Origin of the sequence: Nocardioides sp. YR527 (assembly GCF_900101045.1) — a bacterium.
Classification (GTDB): domain Bacteria; phylum Actinomycetota; class Actinomycetes; order Propionibacteriales; family Nocardioidaceae; genus Nocardioides.
Genome location: NZ_FNFN01000005.1, coordinates 223,843 through 245,114, shown reverse-complemented (window position 1 = coordinate 245,114; position 21,272 = coordinate 223,843). Strand labels below are relative to the sequence as shown.

The following is a 21,272-nucleotide window of genomic DNA, read 5'->3' as shown; positions in this document are numbered from 1 at the left end:
CTGCCTCAGGCGCTCGCCGCAACCGGCGTCGCGGGTGTGATCCGGTGGAAGCCGCGCTGGAAGTAGAGCAGCGCGCCGGCCTCGTCGTGCACGCTGACGTGGTCGACCTCGACGAAGAGCACCGTGTGGGTGCCCTGGGTGAACTCGGCCCCGACGCGGCCGACCAGGACGGCCGCCGCATCCTCGAGCACCGGCACACCGTGGCGGTCGTGGTCCCAGGCCGGGAGCGCGAACCGCTCCTCCATCGAGAGCGCGGTCGCGCCCGCGAAGTGCATCGCGAGCTCCTCGTGCTGACGGCCCAGGACGTTGATGGCGACCCGGCGGTTCGTACGGAAGATGTCGTGGGTGTAGCTGGACTGGTTGACACACACCAGCAGCGTCGGCGGTGTGTCGGTCACCGAGCACACCGCACTGACGGTTATCCCGGCCCGCCCGCTGACGCCGTCGGTGGTGACGACGTTCACGGCGGCCGACAGGTTCGCCATGGCGGCGCGGAATTCACGCTGGTTCGTGGTGAGCTCGTCGGACATGTCTCGACGTTATGCCGGGCTCACGGCGCCGAGATATCGAGAGTTCCACCCCGCCCGCTGAGGATTTCCCCTAGGTGCCCGGCTCCTCGGCCAGGGGCAGCGCGAAGCCGAAGCGGGACCCGCCGGCGTCACGGTGCTCGGCCCAGATGCTGCCGTGCTGGCGGGTGATGATCCGGTGGCTCAGCGCGAGGCCGATCCCGCTGCCCGCCTCCTTGCTGGTGAACGACTCGGCGAACGGGTCGCGCACGAAGCCCCGGCCGTGGTCGTCCACGGTGACCACTCCCATCCCGTCGGTGGTCCGCACGGTGACCTCGATCCGGCGTACGTCGCGGTCGCAGGCGGTCATCTCGTCGATCGCGTTGAAGCACAGGTTCATCACCACCTGTCCGGTGAGCACCTGCTCGCAGCGGACGAGAACGGGTGCGTCGCCCAGCTCGACCTGCAGGTCCACGTCGCTCGCGGCCGCCCGGAGCCGGATGAAGTAGAGGCACTCGCGGACCACCTCGTTGAGGTCGACGACCTGCTCGACCTGCTCGAGGTGGCCGACGAACGAGCGCAGCGCGCTGACGATCCCGGTCGCGCGGTCGATCTGCCGGGCGGCGCTGTCCAGGCCGTACGCCACCTGGTCGGCGAAACGCTGCGGCAGCTCCCCCGCCTGGGCCAGCGAGCTCGCGCGACCACGGATCCCGGCGATGAAGTTGCCGGCCGCCGCCAGCGGCTGGCCGAGCTCGTGCGCGATCGCCATGGCCATGTCGCCCATCGCGTTGTAGCGGGCGAGGTAGTTCTCGTGGCGCAGCTCGAGCTCACGCCGCGCCTCGCCGCGGACCCGCTCGGAGACGTCGTGCAGGATCATCAGGTAGGCGTCGACCTCCTGGACGCGCAGCCGCTCGATGCTCCCCTCCAGCCAGATGGCGCTCGCGCCGTCACCGAGCAGCTCGAGCTGGACCGGCCCGACCGGCGCCGCACCCGCCGCGGTGTCCTCCCACGACACCGGCAGACCACCTCGCCGCAGCCGTCCGTACGTCGTCAGCGGATGTCCCGCCGGCGGGTCGTCGTCACCGGTCAGACCGATGTAGCCGAGCGCCGTGTCGGTGGCGAAGCGGACGGCGCCCACCTCGTCCAGCATGAACGCGACCGTCGAGGTGTGACGCGCCAGCGCGTCGACGTAGGAGGTGGTCAGCCTGAGCTCGCGCTCGACCTCCTGCTCCCGGGCGATGTCGCGGAACTGCACCATGACCGCCGGCCCCTGGGCGAGCTCGACCCGGACGGCGATGGCGTCGGTCGGGATGATCCGCCCGGACCGGGACCGGTAGTGCCACTCGATCCGGCTGGACCCGAGCTCGACGGCGTCCTGGAGCCAGGCCCGGCCGAGAACCCGGTCGTACTGCTGCGCCGAGCTGCTCATGTGGTTGGCCTTGAGCGGCCGCATCTCGGCGACGGTGAACTCGAGCATGTCGCAGGCCGCGCGGTTGGCCCACAGGATGTTCTTCGTTCCGGCGTCGTGGATCAGCACGCACATGCTGGAGGCGTCCATCATCGCGACGAAGTCTTCGGTCACCAGCTCGGGTGCCGCGGAGTCGACCTGCATACCGGCCAGCGTAGGAGCGCGCCGCGGTCTGCGGCAGCCCCCGCCTCACGGGAGTGCTGAAGAAATCCCCTACGCCCCTGGGAGGGAATCCCCCGGCACCGCAGGCATTGACCAATCGACGCTGCCCGGGCCCGAACCTAGCGTCGGGGGCAGACCCGATCGATGAGGAGCAACCGATGGTCCAGACCCAGGAGAGCCGTCCAGCGACGGTCCCGCTCGAGGACGTCCTGGTGGAGCTCACCAGCCGCCGGCAGGAGTTCCGCGACCAGCGCTATGTGTCGCCGAACTTCGTGGCCCGGCTCAAGGAGACCGGTATCTACCGCGCCTCGACGCCGAAGCGGTTCGGCGGCGATCCGCTGCCGCCCGCGGAGTTCCTGAGGCGGATCGAGCGGATCGCGGCGGTGGACGGCTCCACCGGCTGGGTCGCGAGCTTCGGCTCGGCGCTGGTCTACCTCGCCGCTCTTCCGCTCGAGACCCAGGCCGAGCTCTACGCCGACGGCCCGGACGTGTGCTTCGCCGGCGGGCTGTTCCCCGTCCAGCACGCCGAGCCGACCGAGGCCGGCTTCCTGGTCAACGGCCGCTGGAAGTTCGCCAGTGGCTGCATGGGCGCCGACATCCTCGGCGTCGGCATCCCCGGCGACGACTCGACGGCCGGGAAGCCGCGTACCGCCCTGCTGCGGCCCGACCAGGTCGAGATCGTGCAGGAGTGGGACGTCGTCGGGATGAAGGGCACCGGCTCGTTCGACCTCGCCGTCGACCATGTCGAGGTGCCGCGCGAGTGGACCTTCATCCGCGGGGGCGAGCCGACCGTGGACGAGCCGCTCTACCGCTACCCCACCCTCGCGTACGCCGCCCAGGTGCTCGCCGTCGTCGGCGCCGGCGTCGCCCGGTCCGCCCTCGACTTCGCCACCGAGGTCGGGGCCGGACGTACCGGCGTCACCGGAGCGCCGAAGCTGGCCGACCGCGCCTACTACCGGATCGGTCTGGCGGAGGCGGAGGCGAACCTGCGCTCCGCCCGGGCGTACTTCTTCGAGGTCAGCGAGGAGACCTGGCAGACCGTCCTCGCCGGCGACCCGGCCACGAGCCGGCAGAACGCCCAGCTGCGGCTCTCCGCGACGCACCTCGCGAAGACGGCGGCCGAGGTCGTGAACCAGGTGATCCACCTGTCCGGCACCGGGGCGATCAGCACGGGCCATCCCCTGCAGTGGCTGCTCGGTGACGCCCTGGTCCCCCAACAGCACGCGTTCCTCGGCCCCGCGATGTACGACGCCGCCGGCGCCGTGCTGATGGGCCAGCCGCCCACCGTCCCCGGCTTCCAGTGAGCCACCCCTACCCGAGAGGAGACCGCCCGTGAGCACACCGCCGCTCCGCGTCCTGTTCTGCATCGGCATCAACCAGAACTTCTTCGACCTGCCCGAGGGCGGGGTCGAGCCCGGCGACGTCTGGACCGCGTTCGTCGGCCTGATGGACGGCATCAAGGCGCTGCCCGGGGTCGACTTCATCGGCGACATCGACGACGACTCCCACATGGTCGGCCCCTCCGACGGCTGGCCCTGGACCTGCTACCTGCTCTGCGACGTCGACGCCCAGGAGACGGTCAAGGAGGCCTGCGGCCTGCTGCGGACCATCACCGTCGGCACGAGCCCCTGGAAGCTCTGGAAGTTCGCCAAGATCGAGGCGCGGATCGGCCGCGCCCTCACCCCACGCGAGTACGAGGACCCCACGAAGGACGCAGCCCGATGACCACCGACTTCACGGCCGAGACCGTTCACGACCTGCCCCCTGCCGACCTGGTGCTCGAGGACCGGGTCGCCGGGCGGATGTACACCGACCCGGAGATCTTCGAGCAGGAGATGACGAAGGTCTTCGAGAGCACCTGGGTCTGGGTCGCCCACGAGTCCGAGCTGCCGAAGGCCGGCAGCTTCAAGTCGACGTACGTCGGCAGGCAGCCGGTCATCGTGACCCGCGACCGCAAGGGCAACATCCACACGATGGTCAACCGCTGCCGGCACCGCGGTGCCTCGCTGTGCGAGCAGCGCTCCGGCCACGCCAACGGCTTCACCTGCCCCTACCACGCGTGGTCCTACGGCCTCGACGGCCAGCTGCGCGGCATCCCGTACCCCGAGGGCTACGAGGGCGTGATGGACAAGTCCGGGCTCGGCCTGAAGAAGCTGCGCACCGAGTCCTACGGCGGGATGGTCTTCGCGACGAACGCCCTGGACATCGAGCCGCTCGAGGACTTCCTCGGCGACGTGAAGCTCTGGATCGACCGGTTCATGGCGCAGGGCGGCGGCTACCCGATCAAGGTGATCGGCACCCACCAGTTCAAGTTCAAGGGCAACTGGAAGATCCAGCTCGAGAACACCACCGACGGCTACCACTTCCCGATCGTGCACCGCTCCTGGATGGCCTCGGTCGACGCCGAGACCGCCGAGATGATGTCGTTCATGACCGACCCGACGGCGGTCACGCACGACCTCGGCAACGGCCACTCGGTGATGCAGATGGTGCCCGAGCACTCCGACCTGGAGACCGACGACGGCAGCGAGCCGCTGCAGCCCCGGTTCGACCCGCTGGTCGCCGACCTCCGTGAGCGCGGGGTCGAGGAGGCCGAGATCCGCCGGCTGGTCCGGGCGGTGCACGGCACCGGGTTCAACCTCAACCTGTTCCCGAACGTGTCGATGTCGATCTCCTTCCTCCGCGTGCTCCGGCCGATCAGCGTGAACGAGACCTACGTCGAGCACGTCGCCCTCGGCCCCGACGGCCCGGCCGAGATCGTGGACCCGGTCAACCGGGAGCGGCTGCGCGCCCACGAGCACTTCCAGGGCCCCTTCGGCTTCGGCACCCCGGACGACTCCGAGGGCTGGGACCGCGTCCAGCGCGGCGCCCAGGGCGCACCCGAGATGCCGATCATGGTCAACCGCGGCCTGGGCCGCGAGAAGCCGTCCGACCAGGGCTGGCCCACCAGCCACGTGACCGACGAGACCGGCATGCGTGCCGCGTACCAGCAGTGGAAGCAGATGATGAGCGATGACTGAGACCGTTGCTGTGACCATGCCCGCCCCGGTGCTGTCCGTGGCCGACCCGCGGGTGGTCCGCGCGATCGAGCTGGTCTGGCGCGAGGCCGCCGTCCTCGACGCCAAGGACTACGAGACCTGGCAGGCGCTCTACAGCGACGACGCGGTCTACGTCATCCCGATCGACCGCGACGCCGAGTCCTTCGACGACATCTTGAACATGGTCTACGACGACGCCCGGATGCGGCGGCTGCGCGTGGCCCGGATGACCGAGGGCTTCGCCATCGCGGCCGTCGACGCCGCCACGACCGTACGCACGGTCTCCCGCTTCGTGCCGGCCGCCGTCTCCGACGAGGAGGTGTCGCTGCGCGCCGCCCAGGTCCTGGTCGCGTACAAGCGCGGCAGCCACGACCTGTGGGCCGGCGAGGTGGACCACGTGATCCGGCTCGGCGCGACCCCCGAGGAGGACCGGATCGTCCGCAAGGTCGTCCGCCTCGTCGACGCCGACGACGCGGTCCCCGCGGCCGGGTTCCTGCTGTGAGCGCCCAGGCACCGGTCGCCGTCGTCACCGGCGGGGCGACCGGTCTCGGCCGCGAGATCGCCCGCCGGCTGCACGCCGGCGGGCACCGGGTCGCGATCGCCGACATCTCGGCCGAGGCGGCGACCGAGCTCGCCGCCGAGCTCGCCGCGCAAGGACCAGACGCGCGGGCCTACACCGTGGACGTCGGCGAGCGGACGGCCGTCGAGAAGCTGTACGCCGCGGTCGTGGCCGATCTCGGCAGCGTCGAGGTCCTCGTCAACAACGCCGCCCGCACCCAGGCGCGGCCGCTGCTCGAGATCACCCCGGACGAGCTGGACCAGGTCATGCGGGTCAACCTCAACGGCACCTTCTACGCCTGCCAGGTCTTCGGGACCGCGATGGCCGAGACCGGCTACGGCCGGATCGTGAACATCGCCTCGCTGGCCGGCCAGAACGGCGGCACCGCCACCGGCGGGCACTACGCCTCCTCCAAGGGCGCGGTGCTGTCCGCGACGAAGGTCTTCGCCCGGGAGCTCGCGGCTCGCGGGGTCACGGTCAACGCGGTCTCCCCCGGTCCCCAGGACAGCCCGATGGTCCGCGAGCTCCTCGGCGACGGGCTCGACGGGCTCGTGGCCGGTATCCCGGTCGGCCGCCTCGGGAGCATGCGCTTCATCGCCGACATGGTCGCCCTCCTCGCCTCACCGGACGCCGCGTCCGTCACCGGCGCCTGCTGGGACGCCAACGGCGGTCTCCACCTCCGCTGACCCGCACACCGAACACCATCAGGAGCACCCGATGACGAACATCGTCTTCCGTGTCGTCGACATCGCCGAGGAGGCACCGGACATCCGCACCCTGCGGATGGTGCGGGCCGACGGCCAGGCCCTCAAGCCCTATCCGGCGGGCTCGCACATCGACGTGGTCGGACCGACCGGCATGCTCCGCCAGTACTCGTTGTGCATGCCGCCGGACGATCCCGAGTCGATCCTCATCGCGGTCAAGCGGGAGCCCGCGTCGCGGGGCGGCTCGGCGGCGATCCACGAGGTCCGGGTCGGTGACCACCTCAAGGTGAGCAAGCCGCGCAACCTGCTCGCGGTCGCCGACGACGCCGACCGGCACGTCCTCGTCGCGGGCGGCATCGGCATCACGCCGCTGCTCTCGATGGCGTACGACCTGCACAGCCGTGGCGCTGAGTTCGAGCTCCACTACTTCGCCCGCTCCCGCGAGGAGGCCGCGTTCGTCGGCCTCCTGGAGGGCCGCGCCGAGTTCCGCGACCGGGTCCGGATCCACCTCGGTGTGCCGAGGGACCGGCACCCGGAGGTCCTCGCCACGGTCGTCCCCGGGCTCACCGCCCGCAGCCACGTCTACACCTGTGGCCCGCAGGGCTTCATGGACCAGGTCGTCGCCACGTTCGCAGAGGCGGTCGGCGAGGCCCGGGTGCACCTGGAGAACTTCGTCGCCGCCGAGGTCGACACCAGCGAGGACCGCGCGTTCACCGTCGAGCTCGACACCGGCGAGACCTTCGAGGTCCCGACGGACCGCTCCATCCTCGGCGTGCTCGAGGACAACGGCGTCGAGGTCTTCAAGTCCTGCGAGGAAGGCGTCTGCGGATCCTGCGTCTCCGGCCTGCTGGAGGGCACCGTCGACCACCGCGACAACTGCCTCACCGCCACCGACCGGGAGAGCCAGCTGGCCCTCTGCGTCTCACGCGCCACCAGCGACCGCCTGCTGATCGAGCTCTACTGAGGTACGGGCGCCGGGGTCGGGGAAACCCTTAGCCCGCTGCACCTTGTCCCCATAGTGAGCCCTCGAGCACCACTTCTAGCGTGATCCTGCGCACCGCAGCACCTCTCTCGGACCCCCATCCGTTCATGTGACAGGAGCCGGCAGTTGACCACCGACATTCTCATCCTCGGAGCGGGCACCGCCGGCTCCGTCCTGACCCGCCGGCTGCTGGACGCGGGTCTCCGGGTCACCCTCGTCGAGGCCGGCGGGATGGACACCAACCCGGCCGTCCACGACCTCTCCCGCGTCGGCGAGCTGTGGGGCGGCCCGGAGAACTGGGGCTGGTCCAGTACGCCCCAGACGCACGCCCGGGACCGGCGGATCATGTCCCCGCGCGGCAAGGTCGTCGGCGGCTCGGGCCAGCTCAACGGCACGATCTGGGTGCGCGGCACCGCCTGGGACTACGACGGCTGGGCCGAAGCCGGCAACAAGGGCTGGGCCTGGGACGAGGTGAGGCCGGTCTTCGACCGGATCGAGACGAACCTCGAGACCGGCGAGGGCTTCATGGACCGCGTGACGCCGGACCTCTCCCCCATCCAGCAGGCGATCATCGACTCCGCGGTCGCCACCGGCCTCCCGCTCGTGGAGGACTACAACACCGGTGACCAGGACGGCGTCTCCCGGATGCAGCTGAACCTGCGTGACGGCAAGCGCCTCTCGACGTGGGCGGCGTACGTGCGTGACGTGCTCGACCACCCGAACCTCACGCTCCTGACCGGTGCGCTCGTCGACCGCGTCGTCGTCACCGACGGTCGTGCCACCGGCGCCGTCGTCCTCATCGACGGCGAGCGCCGCACGATCGAGGCGGATCGGATCGTCCTCGCGGCGGGAGCGCTCGCCTCACCCGGGGTGCTGCTGCGCAGCGGCATCGGTCCGGCGAAGGATCTCGAGGCGCTGGGCATCCCGGTCCTCGCCGACCTGCCGGGTGTGGGCGCGAACCTCCAGGACCACTGGCTGGTCCCGGTCATCTTCGGCACCGAGAGGCGCGAGATCGACCCGCCCCAGCCCTTGCAGCCGGTCACCCAGACCCACTGGTTCTGGAAGTCGGATCCGGCGCTGCCGGTCCCCGACACCCAGCCGATCAACTTCTCCATCCCGTTCTACTACGACCCGGAGATGACCGGTCCACCGTCCGGCTTCACCCTGCACGCGGCCCTGATCCGGCCCCGGAGCACCGGAACCGTGTCGATCGCGAGCACCGACCCGGAGGTCGAGCCGCTCATCGACTACGGCGTGCTCAGCGACCCTCGCGACGTCGCCGCCCTGGTCGCCTCCGTACGCCAGGTCCGCCAGGTCGCGGCGACCGGTCCGCTCGCCGAGGAGTGGGGCGCCTACGAGGTCCAGCCCGGACCCGGCACCGACGACAGCGACGAGGCCATCGAGGCCTGGGTGCGGCGCTCCGTACAGACCTACCACCACCAGGTGGGCACCTGCCGGATGGGCACGGACGCCGACGCCGTCGTCTCCCCGGATCTCGCCGTCGTCGGCGTCGAGGGACTCATGGTGGCCGACGCCTCCGTGATGCCCGCGGTCACCACCGGCAACACCAACGCACCGACGGCGATGATCGCCGAACGTGCCGCCGACATCATCCTCGGCCGCTGACGCGGCCACCATCCCCCGTACGTACCAGGAGCACGCACATGACCACCACGCCCGACCTCGCCCACGACCTCACGACCGACCTCCTCCTCGGGGACTCCTTCGTCGCCGGGACCGGCGGCACCTTCACCTCGCTCAACCCGACGACCGGGGCCACGCTGGCCGAGATCTCCGCGGCCTCGGCCGAGGACGTCGACCGGGCGGTCGCCGCGGCGACGTCCGCCCTGCACGGGGACTGGGCCGGCGTACCCCCGTCCGGGAAGGCCGCCCTGATCCATCGGCTGGCCGATCTCGTCGAGCGTGACGCGTCCGTCCTGGCCGACCTCGACTCGCTCGACATGGGCGTCCCGAACGGGCTGGCGCAGATGCTGTTCGTGCCCAACCTGGTCGCCACGCTGCGCTACTACGCGGGCTGGGCGGACAAGATCAACGGCGAGCAGATCGGCAACGACGGCTACTTCGGTCGTCCGACCCACGCCTACACCCTGCGTCAGCCCGTCGGGGTGATCGCCGCGATCGTGCCCTGGAACGCGCCGCTGATGATCCTCGGCTGGAAGCTCGCCCCCGCCCTGGCCTGCGGAAACACGGTCATCATCAAGCCGGCCGAGGACGCCTCGCTCTCGATCCTCCACCTGGCGCGGCTGGTCGTGGAGGCCGGCTTCCCGGCAGGCGTCGTCCAGGTGCTGCCCGGCGAGGGGTCGGTCACCGGGGCTGCCCTGGTCCGGCACCGGGGTGTGCACAAGGTCAGCTTCACCGGGTCGACCGAGGTCGGCCGGGAGATCCAGAAGGTCACCGCCGACACCTTCAAGCGCACCACTCTCGAGCTGGGCGGCAAGTCCGCGCAGATCGTCTGCGAGGACGCCGACCTGGACCTGGTGTTCCCGTCGATCGGCATGGGCGTCTTCGCGAACTCCGGCCAGACCTGCGCCGCCGGCAGCCGGGTGTTCGTCCACCGCTCCCTGTACGACGCCGTGCTGGACGGCCTCGGCGGCGCGGCCTCGTCTCAGGTGCTCGGTGACCCGTTCGCCCCGGAGACCACGCTCGGCCCGCTCGTCAGCGCGACCCAGCGTGACCGGGTCCTCGGCTACGTACGGAAGGGCTCGTCGGAGGGCGCGAAGCTGGTCGCCGGCGGCAAGGCCTTCGGGGAGGCGGGCTTCTTCGTCGAACCGACCGTCTTCGCCGGCACCAACGAGATGACGATCGCTCGCGAGGAGATCTTCGGACCGGTCGCCACCGTCATCCCGTTCGACTCCGACGAGGAGGCGCTCGCCCTGGCCAACGACACCGACTACGGCCTGGCCGGCACGATCTACACCCGGGACCTCGCCCGCGCCCACACGATGTCGGCGGGACTCCAGGCCGGGGCCATCGGGGTCAACGGCTGGTCCCCGCTGATGCCCCAGCTGCCCTGGGGCGGCCTGAAGTCGTCGGGCGTCGGCCGCGAGTGCGGCTACGACGGGATCCTCGCCAACACCGAGAGCAAGACCGTCACCGTGGTGCTCTGAGACCTCCATGGACCGTCGCGGCCGTGGTCGCCGGCGCGTGATGACCACGGGCGACGACCACGGCGGCGGCGAGGAACACGATCTGCAGGATCGTGCGCGGCACCAGGTGGTCGAGCCACTCGGTGGCGAGGCCGTGGGTCGCGGCGTACACGTTCGCGGGGAACATCGCGATCAGCATCAGCCCGAGCGCGATCGCCGCCGCTCGGGTCGTACGCCGCCACACCAGCCCGACGGCACCCAGGAGCTCGAGCACGCCGGTGACCGTCACCAGCAGCCCGGGCTCGGGCAGCGCCGGCGGCACCATCGCGATCAGCTCGTCCCGCATCCCCACGAAATGGGCGGCGCCGGTGGCCGTGAACATCGCGGCGAGCCCGTAGCGCAGGGCGTGCGCCCACGACCTGGAGCCACCCGCACCGGTGAGCAGGACGACGGCGGTGACGACCGACAGGATCAGCAACGGAGCCATGTGATTCCCCTTCCTCCCAGAACTTGACAGTGACAAGACTGGCTCGGCAGGGTCGATCTTGTCAATGCCTAGATATCGCCCCTAGACTCGCCCCATGCCCGCGGACCGTTACCACCACGGCGCGCTGCGTCGCGCCGTCCTCGACGCCGCCGTCGAGGCGATCTCCGAGTCCGGGCCCTCGGCCCTCAGCCTCCGCGACCTCGCCCGCCGGGCCGGGGTCTCGCACGCGGGGCCGGCGCACCACTTCGGCAGCAAGGAAGGCGTCTTCACCGCCCTCGCGGCCGAGGGCTTCACGATGCTCGCCGAGGAGCTCGAGACCGTGTCGTCGGGGTCGATGGCCGAGCTGGGCGTCGCGTACGTTCGCTTCGGGCTGCAGCACCGCGCCCACTTCGAGGTCATGTTCCGACCCGAGCTCTACGACGCCGAGGACCCCTCCGTCGCCGAGCCACGCGAGCGGACCTGGTCCAGCCTGAGCGGCTCCGCCCGCGTCGCCACGACCTATGCCGACCAGGTCTCCTCCGAGGTGACCGAACTCGGCGCCTGGGCCCTCGTGCACGGCTTCGCGATGCTCGCGGCGAGCGGTGCCATCGAGGCCGACTCCCCCGACGAGGTCGCAGCACTCGTCCGCGGTGCCGCCTCGATGATGTTCCGCGAACCGAACGGAGCCGCCTCGCCCCGCGAGCACTGATCCACGGCGGCATGCTCGCGACCCGCGGCGTCATTCGCCGACGGAATACCCGATCTTCGGCATGCGCGAATACCCCCGACGGGATAACGATCAGATAACGAGGACCGGGCGTCGGGCCGCCCCAAGACCGATGCCCCCGCCCCCGCTGAAGACAACATCCGTCCAGGCCGCAGCCACGCGCGCCGACGGAGCACCGCATCTGGGTAGCGGGCCCCGCCCTCCCACGTAGACAGCGACCGCGAGGTCTCTGAAAGGGGACACGCCATGCGCTCGATACCGAGCCCACTCATGCCTCGCGCCACCAACCCGAGGCTCTTCAAGAGGTTGGCGGCGCTGAGCGCCACCGCCCTCGTCGCCACGACGCTCGTCGCCTCCGGTGCCGCTGCGTCTCATCCCGAGGCCAGCCTCGCCGGCAGCAACTTCGAGATCGACGTCGACGCCAACCTCAAGGTCGACGACCCGGCCCCCTCGCTCGACTGGGCCAACGTCTCCGAGATCCGGGCCACCGACAAGGTCAACGGCACCGGCGACAACTCCTACGCCGGAGGCGTCAAGGAGGACACCTCCTGTCCCGGCGAGGTGACCGACTCGATCCCGCCGAACAAGAGCGACCTGCTGAGCTTCCACGTCTACCGGGAAGCCGGCACCGGAACGCACCCCGGGTTCCTCAACCTCGCCTGGAGCCGGGTGAGCGACCCGAGCGGCACCACGCTGATGGACTTCGAGTTCAACCAGTCCAGCACCAAGTGCGCCTCCGGACCCAATGTCGTCCGCACCGCCGGCGACCTGCTCATCGAGTACGCCATCGACCAGGGCGGCTCCCGTGCGGACATCTCCGCACGCCGATGGACCGGCACCGCCTGGGGTCCGACCACGGACCTGGACGTCCCCTCCGCCACCTGCGGTGGCGCCCCGTGCGCGGCCGGTACCATCAACTCCTCGCCGATCCCCGCCGCGGACTCCGATGGGCTGATCGCCTCCGGCTCGAAGCAGGCACGGACCTTCGGTGAGGCGCAACTCGATCTGCGGCTCCTGTTCCAGCCGAACAGGTGCACATCGTTCGGCAGCGCGATGCTGAAGAGCCGGTCCTCGGACTCCTTCACCTCACAGCTGAAGGACTTCGTGGCACCGGTCGGGATCAACCTGCAGAACTGCGGTCAGGTGATCATCCGCAAGCAGACGCTCCCGGACGAGGACCCCAACGCCACCAACTTCGGCTACACCAAGGCGTTCAGCACCGATCCCACCTCCGCGAACACGTTCACGCTCCAGGATGACGGGGTCAAGGACTACGGCAAGACCGTGCTCTTCGGCACCGGCTACACCGTCGTCGAGGACGTGATCCCGCCCGACTGGGACTTCGTCAGCGTGAACTGCGATGCCAGCACAGGAGTCACACCGAGCATCAACGGCGCGACGGTGACGTTCGCGATCAACGAGGACACCGACGTACTCGACTGCACCTACACCAATGAGCTCCAGCTCGGGGCGCTGAAGATCCTGAAGAACAGCACCAAGGGTGGAGCGGTCACCAACGCCGGAGCGGTCTTCGCCTACGACGGCGCCAGCGTGACTGACAACGGCACCGGCGACGAGGATCCCGACATCGGCGAGGTCTGCGTCTCCGGCCTCTCGCTCGGCGACTACGACGTCACCGAGACGTCGCCCCCGCCGGGCTACGGCGACGCACCGGGTGGCGCGCAGACGGTCACGGTCATCACCGGGACCAACTGCGGCGACAACCAGCCGACCGGCGCAGCCGTCGCGACCTTCACCAACCCGCCGTTGGCCGACATCCAGGTCAACTTCCGTGACGGCGGCTCGGGCGAGACCAGCCTGACGTCGATGACCTGCGAGAACACCGGCACCACGCCGGACACCGGCACCGCCCCCGGATGGGACGACACGGTGACCCACGAGGGCATCGAGCTCGACTCGCCCACGCGGACCGTCACCTGCACGATCGTGATCGATCCCTGATCCCCCACTCCGCCCAACCACAGGGGCCGCCCGGTTCACCGGGCGGCCCCGTCCTGCGCCGTCGCGGCACCGCCGCAACATGCCCGAAACCGATGGCGGCTAGCGTGCAGTCATGGCGCGGGCGATAGCGCAGCAGTCACGGGTGATCCACGGATACAAGCGCGCCTTTCGCACCGGCGGCGAAGGCTCCGCGATCATGTTCATCCACGGCATCGGCGACAGCTCGCGCACGTGGGACGACGTGCTGCCGCTGTTCGCCGAGAACCACCTGGTCATCGCCCCCGACCTGCTCGGGCACGGCGATTCCGACAAGCCACGTGCCGACTACTCGATCGGCGGGTTCGCCAACGGCATGCGCGACCTGCTGGCCGTGCTGGACGTGGAACGGGTCACCCTCGTCGGCCATTCGCTCGGCGGCGGCGTCGCGATGCAGCTCGCCTACCAGTACCCGCATCTGGTCGAGCGGGTCGTGCTGGTCTCCAACGGCGGCTCCGGGCGGGGTGTCTCGACCTGGCTGCGGCTCGCGACCCTGCCGCTGGCGCCGGAGCTGCTCCAGCTGCTGCGGCTGCCGATCTCGCGGACCGGGTTGTCCGCCTCTCTCGCTCTGCTACGCCGCCTGGATCACGACCTCGGCGTCGACGCCACAGATCTGATCCGGATCATCGACGCTCTGCCCGACGCCCGCTCCCGACAGGCCTTCGCCCGGACCCTGCGCGCCGTCGTCGACTGGCACGGCCAGGTCGTCACGATGCTCGACCGTAGCTACCTGGTCGAGAACATCCCGACGCTCATGATCTGGGGCGACCGCGATGGAGTCGTCCCCTTCCGACATGCCGGGCAGGCGCGGTTGGCGATGCCGTACGCATCCCTCGACGTGTTCCACGGCGCCGGCCACTTCCCGTTCCGGTCCGACCCCGGCCGGTTCGTGATGACCGTGGAGCAGTTCGTACGCAGCACCGCACCCGCCACCTGGGACCACGATGCGTGGCAGAGGCGGCTGCGCACCGGCCCCGAGCCGGAAGACGATCTTCATACGTGGACGGGCATCTGACCCGCGCATTACCCTGCGGACATGAACGACGCTGCCGCGCCCGACGCCACCACCGGAGGGGTACGCGAGGTGAAGTCCGCCGCCCGCACGGTGGAGATCCTGGAGTTCCTCGCCGCCCGCCAGAACCGGCCGGTGCGGCTGCGCGAGCTGAGCGAGGCGCTCGGGGTCCCCCGCAGCAGCCTGCACGCCCTGCTCCGAACGCTCGCCAAGCACGGCTGGGTACGCAGCGATGCGACCGGCACGCTCTACGGCATCGGCATCCGGGCCCTGCTCGCCGGCACCAGCTACCTCGACACCGACCCCTATCTCCCGCAAGTGACCCCGTTCCTCGTCGAGCTCCGCGAGCAGCTCGACGAGACCTTCCACTTCGGCCGTCTCGACGGCACCGACGTGGTCTACCTCGCCACCCGCGAGTCCTCGCAATACCTACGTCCCTACAGCCGTGTCGGCCGCAGGCTCCCGGCCTACTCCACCTCCCTGGGCAAGGCGGTCCTGGCCGCGCAGCCCGAGAAGGAGGTCGACGACCACCTGCCGGCCGAGCTCACGCCGCTCACCCCGCACACGTTCACCGACCGCGGCGCGCTCACCGCCGAGCTCGAGGCGACCCGCCTGCGCGGCTACGCGGTCGACAACGAGGAGAACACCCTCGGGCTGCGCTGCATCGCGGTCGCGCTGGACTACGACGAGGCGGTCTCGGACGCGATCAGCGCCTCCATCCCGATCGCCCGGCTCACCCCCGAGCGCGAGGCCGAGGTGATCGCCGCGCTGCGCCAGGCGGCGGACCGGATCGTCCGTGTGGTGGGGCCGATCCGCAACTCCCTTTCCTGGTCGTGACTTCATATGGAGACCTTGTCCACAGATGTAGACGCTGACAGAATGAGTGGGTGCCCTCCACTCCCCCGTCCACGCCGCTGAACGTGCTCGTGACCGAGCCGATCATGGCCAGGTTCACCGATGTCCTGACCCGCAACGGCGACTCCCCCCACCGGTGGACGTTCGCGTGGGGAGACGACCCCCGGTTCGCCGAGGTCGCCCCGACCACCGACGTGCTGGTCTGCTCCTCGGCCACCCCGGCGACGCCGGAGCTGCTGGCCTCGATGCCCCGGCTCAGGCTGGTCCACGTCACCGGTGCCGGCGTCGACAAGATCCCGCTCGAGGCGCTGCCCGATGACGTACGGCTGGCCAACACCTACCATCACGGCCGCTCCATCGCCGAGCACGTGATGATGGTGTCGATGATGCTGCTGCGCGGCGTCCTGCGGTCCGAGGCCGACATGCGCCGCGGCGTGTGGAGCAACGCGATCGTGTCCGGCGGCTACCCCTTCGGCGGCGTGCTCGCGGGCCGCACGCTCGGCATCGTCGGCTTCGGCGAGATCGGCTCCAGCGTGGCCCGGCTCGGCTCCGCGATGGGCATGAAGGTCCGAGCCGTACGCCGCAACCCCGACGCGCCTGTGCCCGAGGGCGTCGAGCTGGACTGGGTCGGCCCCGACTCCGCCCTGCACGAGCTGCTGGCCGCCTCCGACGTGGTCGTCGTGACCGTGCCGATGAGCGAGGAGACCCGCGGGCTCATCGACGCCGCCGCCCTGGCCGCGATGCGGTCCAGCGCCGTGCTGATCAACGTCGCCCGAGGTCCGGTGGTCGACGAGCAGGCGCTGCACGACGCGCTCACCGCCGGCACGATCGCCGGCGCCGGGATCGACGTGTGGTGGCGCAACCCCCGCGACCCGGACGCTCCGCCGCCCTCGCACCTCGACTTCACCAAGCTGCCCAACGTCGTGCTGACCCCGCACCAGTCGGGCCACACCGCCGAGGTGTTCGCCCAGCGTGCGCAGGACATCACCGACAACGTCGACGCCCTGGCCGAGGGCCGGCCGCTGCGCAACCCGGTGAGGAGGCCCTAGGCCAGGAGCTGGTCGACCACCAGCACGACGGCACCGAAGATCGAGACCCCGATCGCCGTACGCCGCAGCCGCACCGGCGACATCACCTTGTTGAGCAGCAGCGACAGCCCCCAGCCGAGGAACGGGGCGGGCACCAGCGCCGCGGTGACCAGCAGGGTGCGCTGTTCGACGGACCCGGTGGCGGCCAGCGCGAGGAACGAGAGGGCCGAGCCGACCAGGAAGAACGTGCTCATCGAGCTGCGCAGCCCGGCGCCGTGCTTCTGCTGCCAGACCAGCGCCATCGGCGGCCCGCCGATCGAGGTGGCGGTGCCGAGCAGCCCCGAGGCCGCACCCGCGGTGACGAGGTTGCGGCGCACCGGCCGCGGCTGCCAGCCGAGCGAGTTGAGCGCGACACCGAGCAGCACGACGCCGGCCAGCATCAGCGCGAGACCCCGCTCGGGCAGCGCCGCGACGAGCAGCGCTCCGGCGATCGTCCCCGGTACCCGGCCGAACAGCGCCCAGCCGGTGCCGCCGAGGTCGATGTGCTGCCGTTCGGTGACGACGACCATGACCGTCACCACGAAGGCGAGCATCACCAGCGTGCCGGGCAGCAGCCCGGGATCGACGAGGGCGACGACCGGGGCGGCGAGCATGCCCATCCCGAAGCCGATGGAGGCCTGGAGCGCCGAGGCCAGGACGACGGCGACGGCGACCAGCGCGAAGGACCCGAGCGAGAGCCCCATCAGCCCACCTGGGCCGCGGCCAGCTCCTGCTCCTCCGCCCCCAGTGGATGGAAGCACTCGGCCGTGTGAGCGCCGTCGACCGGATCGATGGCGAGTGGCGGGAGCGCGGTGGCGCACTCGTCGGTCGCCTTCCAGCAGCGGGTCCGGAACCGGCAGCCGGACGGCGGGTTGAGCGGCGAGGGGATCTCGCCGGACAGGATGATCTGCTCGCGCCGGCGCTCGTGGTCGAGCGAGGGCGCCGCCGACAGCAGCGCCCCGGTGTAGGGATGCTGAGGCCGCTCGAACGTCGACTCGGTCTCACCCTGCTCGACGATCCGGCCGAGGTACATCACCACGACCCGGTCGGCCACGTGCCGCACCACCGAGAGGTCGTGCGAGATGAACAGGTACGCCACCCCGAGCTCCTGCTGCAGGTCGTTGAGCAGGTTGAGCACCTGTGCCTGCACCGAGAGGTCGAGCGCGGAGACCGGCTCGTCGCAGACGATCACGTCCGGGTTGAGCGCGAGCGCGCGGGCGATCCCGAGGCGCTGCCGCTGACCACCGGAGAACTCCTGCGGATACTTCCCTGCGTCGCCCGGCCGCAGCCCGACGAGGTCCAGCAGCTCCCGCACCCGGGCCGCCCGCTCACGCGAGGTCTTGTGGAGGCCGGTGTGCGTACGCCACGGCTCGCTCACGATGTCACCGGCCGACATCCGGGCGTTGAGCGAGGCAAACGGGTCCTGGAACACCATCTGCACCCGGCGCCGGAACGCCAGCAGCTCGGCGCCCCTGGTCGTGGTCGGGTCGACCCCGTCGAAGCGTACGGAGCCGCCGTCGGGGGTCTCCAGCATCAGCAGCGTGCGGGCCAGCGTGGACTTGCCACAGCCGGACTCCCCCACGAGGCCGAGGGTCTCGCCCCGGTGCAGGTCGAGGGTGACGCCGTCGAGGGCGCGCAGCTCCTTGCGCTTGCCGGCATGGCGCACCGGGAAGATCTTGGTGAGGTCCCGGACCTCGAGAAGGGGTGCATCGCTCATCGGTTCACCTCGTCGGGGAAGTGGCAGGCGGACAGGTGGCCGGGGGCGACCTCGCGGGCCGCGGGCCGCTCCTCACGGCAGCGGTCGCGGGCGATCGGGCAGCGGTCCTGGTAGACGCAGCCGGCCGGGATCGCGGCCAGCTCGGGCGGCGAGCCGCCGATCGACCTGAGCTCGGCGCCACGCTCGGCGTGCACGGGAACCGACTCCAGCAGACCCGCGGTGTAGGGGTGCTTCGGGGCACCGAAGACCTCCTCGACCAGGCCCTGCTCGACCACGTTGCCGGCGTACATCACCACGACCCGGTCGGCCTGCTCGAAGACCAGGGCGAGGTCGTGGGTGATCAGCACGACCGCCATGTCGCGCTCCTCGCGGAGGTCCTTGAGCAGGCTCATGATCTGGGCCTGGACCGTGACATCGAGCGCGGTGGTCGGCTCGTCGGCGAGCAGCACGGCCGGCGAGAGCGCCACGCCGATCGCGATCAGCAGCCGCTGCCGCATACCGCCCGAGAACTGGTGCGGATAGGAGTCGACCCGGGTCTCCGGCTCTGGGATGCCGACCCGGCGCATCAGCTCGATGGCCTCCTTGCGGGCGGCCTTCTTGGACATGCCGCGGTGGATCCGGAACGGCTCGGCCAGCTGCGTACCCACGGTGTAGACGCGGTTGAGCGCGGTGAGGGCGTCCTGGAAGACGATCGCCAGCTCCTTGCCGGCGATGTCGCGCCGGCGCCTCGCCGAGGCCGACCGCAGATCGGTGGTGCCGCCGTCGCCGGTGATGCGGACGGCACCCTCGGTCACGTCGGCGACCGGCTCCAGCAGGCCGACGACCGCGGTGGCGGTCATCGACTTGCCGCATCCCGACTCCCCGAGCAGCGCCAGGGTCTCGCCCCGGCGCGCCTGGAAGGTCACCTTGTCGACGGCTCGGACGACACCGCGCGGTGTGCGGATGTCGACGCTCATGCCGTCGACGTCGAGGGCGACGGCCTTCTCGGTCAGAGCGCTGTTCACTGGGCGTCCTCCGTAACGGTCTCGGTGACGGTCGGGGTGACGGTCGGGGTGACGGTCGGGGCTGCGGTCTGGGTGGCGCGGCGACGCTGCCGCCTCGGGACGGTGAGCCGCCACCGCTGAGCGGGATCGGTGGCCAGCCGCACCCAGGCCGCGAGCACGGCGGCGGACACCGTCGCGATCACGATGGCCAGGCCGGGGAAGAACGAGAGCCACCAGGCGGTCTGCAGGTAGTTCTGCCCCTGGGCCACCATCAGACCCCAGCTGACGTCGGGTGCCTGGATACCGATGCCGAGGAAGCTCAGCGACGACTCGGCGAGCATGACGTAGCAGAAGTCGAGGGTGGCGACCGTCAGCAGCGTCGGCAGCACGATCGGGAAGACGTGGCGTCGGATGATGCTGAAGCTCCCCGCCCCGAACGTACGGGCCGCGTCGACGAAGACCCGGCTCTGCAGCTCGGCCGACTCCGCCCGCGCGGTGCGCAGGTAGATCGGGATGCGGGTGATCGCCAGGACGATCACGATGTTGCGCGGGCTGGGCGAGTAGACGTAGAGCACGACGACCGCCATCAGCAGCGACGGGAAGCTCAGGATCACATCGGCGATCCGCATCACGAGGGTCTCGCGCCAACCGCGGTGGTAGCCGGCCCACATGCCGATCACCGAGCCCACGACCAGCGAGATCAGCACCGCGGGGATGGCGACGCCGAGGGTGGTCCGGGTCGCGACGACGATCCGGGCCAGGACGCTGCGCCCGAGCGAGTCCGTGCCGAGGACGTAGAGCCAGCCGTCGAGCTCGAGCGGCGCCTTGTTGCCTCGGGTCAGGTCCTGGGCGTTGGCCTCGCTGCCGAGCAGGACCGGCCCGAAGACCGCCACGAGCAGGATGAAGCAGAGGATCACGGCGGCCACGGTCGCGACCTTGTCGCGCAGCAGCATCCGCCAGTAGCTGGTGCTCATCAGTTCTCCTCCCTCACACCATCGCCTTGTCGCGCACACGGGCGTCGAGCAGGGCGTAGCAGATGTCGATGGCGATGTTGAGCAGGAAGATCGTCACTGCGGTGAGCAGCACGGCCGCCTGCAGGATGGCGAAGTCGCGGCCGGTGATCGAGTCGATCATCAGCTTGCCGATGCCGGGCCAGCCGAAGATCGACTCCACGACCACGGCACCGTTGACCAGCCCGACCGCCAGGTCGCCGGCCACGGTCAGCGCCGGGGCGGCGGCGTTGCGCAGGGCGTGGTGCGCGACGACCCGACGGCTGTCGGCACCCTTGCTGCGCGCCAGCCGGACGTACGGCGCCGACAGGGCCGCCACCATCGCGCCCCGCACCACCTGGGTGAGCACGCCGACGGGGCGCAGCAGCAGGGTCGCGATCGGCAGCACCCAGGACAGCAGCCCGGCATCGACACCCGAGGTCGGCAGCACTCCGAGCATCACCGCGAAGACCCAGACACCCATGATGGCGAGCCAGAAGTCGGGGACGCTCGCGGCGGTCATCGAGAGGAACGACGCGAACCGGTCGGCCAGCGAGTTCGGTCGGTACGCAGCCCACGAGCCGATCACGACAGCGAGGACGACCGCGATCAGCATCGTGGTGATCGCCAGCTGGAGCGTCGCGGGGAAGGCCCGCAACGCCATCGCGGCCGCGGACTCACCCGTGCTCAGCGAGGTGCCGAAGTCGAGGCGGAGGATGCCCTGGAGGTAGTCGACCAGCTGCTGCCAGACCGGCAGGTCGAGGCCGTTGACAGCGCGGAAGGTCTCCTTCTGGGCCTCGGTGGCGTTCTCCGGCAGGTACAGACTGGCCGGGTCGCCGGTGAGGCGGGCCAGGAAGAACACCCCGAGCAGCACCACGACGAGCGGCAGCAGCGAGGTGAGGGCCCGCTTGCGGAGGAACGTCACCATCGGT

Annotated in this window: 21 protein-coding genes; 13 read left to right on the top strand and 8 right to left on the bottom strand. The window is 70.7% G+C overall.

Going from position 1 to position 21,272, the window contains the following annotated elements:
- Positions 1–5 precede the first annotated feature (5 nt).
- Both BLT25_RS16725 and BLT25_RS16720 read right to left on the bottom strand, forming a co-directional pair.
- Positions 6–530 (bottom strand): flavin reductase, encoded by a 525-nt coding sequence (locus BLT25_RS16725; RefSeq protein WP_091048149.1) that lies wholly within the window; start codon positions 528–530, stop codon positions 6–8.
- A gap of 70 nt (positions 531–600) precedes the next feature.
- Positions 601–2,118 carry a PAS domain-containing sensor histidine kinase gene (locus BLT25_RS16720; RefSeq protein WP_091048146.1) on the bottom strand — a complete coding sequence of 506 codons (1,518 nt, stop codon included), beginning with the start codon at positions 2,116–2,118 and terminating at the stop codon, positions 601–603.
- 176 nt (positions 2,119–2,294) lie between these two features.
- On the opposite strand from BLT25_RS16720, the gene BLT25_RS16715 reads away from it, so the two are divergent.
- From BLT25_RS16715 to BLT25_RS16680, 8 genes are all read left to right on the top strand, one after another.
- Positions 2,295–3,440, top strand: coding sequence for an acyl-CoA dehydrogenase family protein (locus tag BLT25_RS16715; protein ID WP_091048144.1), 1,146 nt, complete (start codon positions 2,295–2,297; stop codon positions 3,438–3,440).
- A 28-nt stretch (positions 3,441–3,468) separates the two neighbouring features.
- Positions 3,469–3,861 carry a hypothetical protein gene (locus tag BLT25_RS16710; protein WP_091048142.1) on the top strand — a complete coding sequence of 131 codons (393 nt, stop codon included), beginning with the start codon at positions 3,469–3,471 and terminating at the stop codon, positions 3,859–3,861.
- Entirely contained in the window at positions 3,858–5,156 is a 1,299-nt protein-coding gene (locus BLT25_RS16705) for an aromatic ring-hydroxylating oxygenase subunit alpha (protein ID WP_091048140.1), read from the top strand. The genes BLT25_RS16710 and BLT25_RS16705 overlap by 4 nt, the downstream gene beginning before the upstream one ends.
- Positions 5,149–5,676, top strand: coding sequence for an aromatic-ring-hydroxylating dioxygenase subunit beta (locus BLT25_RS16700; RefSeq protein WP_091048138.1), 528 nt, complete (start codon positions 5,149–5,151; stop codon positions 5,674–5,676). The genes BLT25_RS16705 and BLT25_RS16700 overlap by 8 nt, the downstream gene beginning before the upstream one ends.
- On the top strand, positions 5,673–6,419 hold the full coding sequence (locus tag BLT25_RS16695; RefSeq protein ID WP_091048135.1) for an SDR family NAD(P)-dependent oxidoreductase: 747 nt from the start codon (positions 5,673–5,675) through the stop codon (positions 6,417–6,419). Before BLT25_RS16700 ends, BLT25_RS16695 begins: the two co-directional genes overlap by 4 nt.
- A gap of 31 nt (positions 6,420–6,450) precedes the next feature.
- Positions 6,451–7,401: a PDR/VanB family oxidoreductase gene (locus BLT25_RS16690; RefSeq protein WP_091048133.1), complete on the top strand. Its 951-nt coding sequence runs from the start codon at positions 6,451–6,453 to the stop codon at positions 7,399–7,401.
- A 144-nt stretch (positions 7,402–7,545) separates the two neighbouring features.
- Entirely contained in the window at positions 7,546–9,045 is a 1,500-nt protein-coding gene (locus BLT25_RS16685; RefSeq protein WP_091048131.1) for a GMC family oxidoreductase, read from the top strand.
- 38 nt (positions 9,046–9,083) lie between these two features.
- Positions 9,084–10,547 carry an aldehyde dehydrogenase family protein gene (locus BLT25_RS16680; RefSeq protein WP_091048129.1) on the top strand — a complete coding sequence of 488 codons (1,464 nt, stop codon included), beginning with the start codon at positions 9,084–9,086 and terminating at the stop codon, positions 10,545–10,547.
- Here the strand turns inward: BLT25_RS16680 and BLT25_RS16675 are convergent.
- A complete protein-coding gene (locus tag BLT25_RS16675) occupies positions 10,531–11,013 on the bottom strand; it encodes a DoxX family protein (RefSeq protein ID WP_091048127.1) in 483 nt (160 codons plus the stop codon). The two genes, BLT25_RS16680 and BLT25_RS16675, sit on opposite strands and share 17 nt — an antisense overlap.
- 94 nt (positions 11,014–11,107) lie before the next feature.
- Between BLT25_RS16675 and BLT25_RS16670 the strand changes: the two genes are divergently transcribed.
- The 5 genes from BLT25_RS16670 (at position 11,108) to BLT25_RS16650 (ending at position 16,633) form a co-directional block, all read left to right on the top strand.
- Complete coding sequence (locus BLT25_RS16670) at positions 11,108–11,701, top strand: TetR/AcrR family transcriptional regulator (protein WP_091048125.1); 594 nt, start codon at positions 11,108–11,110, stop codon at positions 11,699–11,701.
- Positions 11,702–11,989: 288 nt separating this feature from the next.
- Positions 11,990–13,681, top strand: a complete 1,692-nt coding sequence (locus BLT25_RS16665; protein ID WP_091048123.1) for an MSCRAMM family protein — start codon at positions 11,990–11,992, stop codon at positions 13,679–13,681.
- A 112-nt stretch (positions 13,682–13,793) separates the two neighbouring features.
- The gene (locus BLT25_RS16660; protein ID WP_091048121.1) at positions 13,794–14,732 is read left to right on the top strand and encodes an alpha/beta fold hydrolase; all 939 of its coding nucleotides are present in this window, start codon (positions 13,794–13,796) and stop codon (positions 14,730–14,732) included.
- A 21-nt stretch (positions 14,733–14,753) separates the two neighbouring features.
- The gene (locus tag BLT25_RS16655) at positions 14,754–15,566 is read left to right on the top strand and encodes an IclR family transcriptional regulator (protein WP_091048119.1); all 813 of its coding nucleotides are present in this window, start codon (positions 14,754–14,756) and stop codon (positions 15,564–15,566) included.
- A 50-nt stretch (positions 15,567–15,616) separates the two neighbouring features.
- On the top strand, positions 15,617–16,633 hold the full coding sequence (locus tag BLT25_RS16650) for a 2-hydroxyacid dehydrogenase (RefSeq protein ID WP_218131377.1): 1,017 nt from the start codon (positions 15,617–15,619) through the stop codon (positions 16,631–16,633).
- Here the strand turns inward: BLT25_RS16650 and BLT25_RS16645 are convergent.
- From BLT25_RS16645 to BLT25_RS16625, 5 genes are read right to left on the bottom strand one after another with little or no spacing between them, the layout of a single operon-like run.
- Complete coding sequence (locus tag BLT25_RS16645; protein ID WP_091048116.1) at positions 16,630–17,355, bottom strand: sulfite exporter TauE/SafE family protein; 726 nt, start codon at positions 17,353–17,355, stop codon at positions 16,630–16,632. The two genes, BLT25_RS16650 and BLT25_RS16645, sit on opposite strands and share 4 nt — an antisense overlap.
- Positions 17,355–18,368: an ABC transporter ATP-binding protein gene (locus tag BLT25_RS16640; protein ID WP_091048114.1), complete on the bottom strand. Its 1,014-nt coding sequence runs from the start codon at positions 18,366–18,368 to the stop codon at positions 17,355–17,357. The genes BLT25_RS16645 and BLT25_RS16640 overlap by 1 nt, the downstream gene beginning before the upstream one ends.
- Positions 18,365–19,324, bottom strand: a complete 960-nt coding sequence (locus BLT25_RS16635; protein WP_091048834.1) for an ABC transporter ATP-binding protein — start codon at positions 19,322–19,324, stop codon at positions 18,365–18,367. The genes BLT25_RS16640 and BLT25_RS16635 overlap by 4 nt, the downstream gene beginning before the upstream one ends.
- A gap of 44 nt (positions 19,325–19,368) precedes the next feature.
- Positions 19,369–20,325, bottom strand: a complete 957-nt coding sequence (locus BLT25_RS16630) for an ABC transporter permease (RefSeq protein WP_091048111.1) — start codon at positions 20,323–20,325, stop codon at positions 19,369–19,371.
- Between the two features lie 13 nt (positions 20,326–20,338).
- Positions 20,339–21,268, bottom strand: coding sequence for an ABC transporter permease (locus tag BLT25_RS16625; RefSeq protein ID WP_091048109.1), 930 nt, complete (start codon positions 21,266–21,268; stop codon positions 20,339–20,341).
- Between the last annotated feature and the right edge of the window lie 4 nt (positions 21,269–21,272).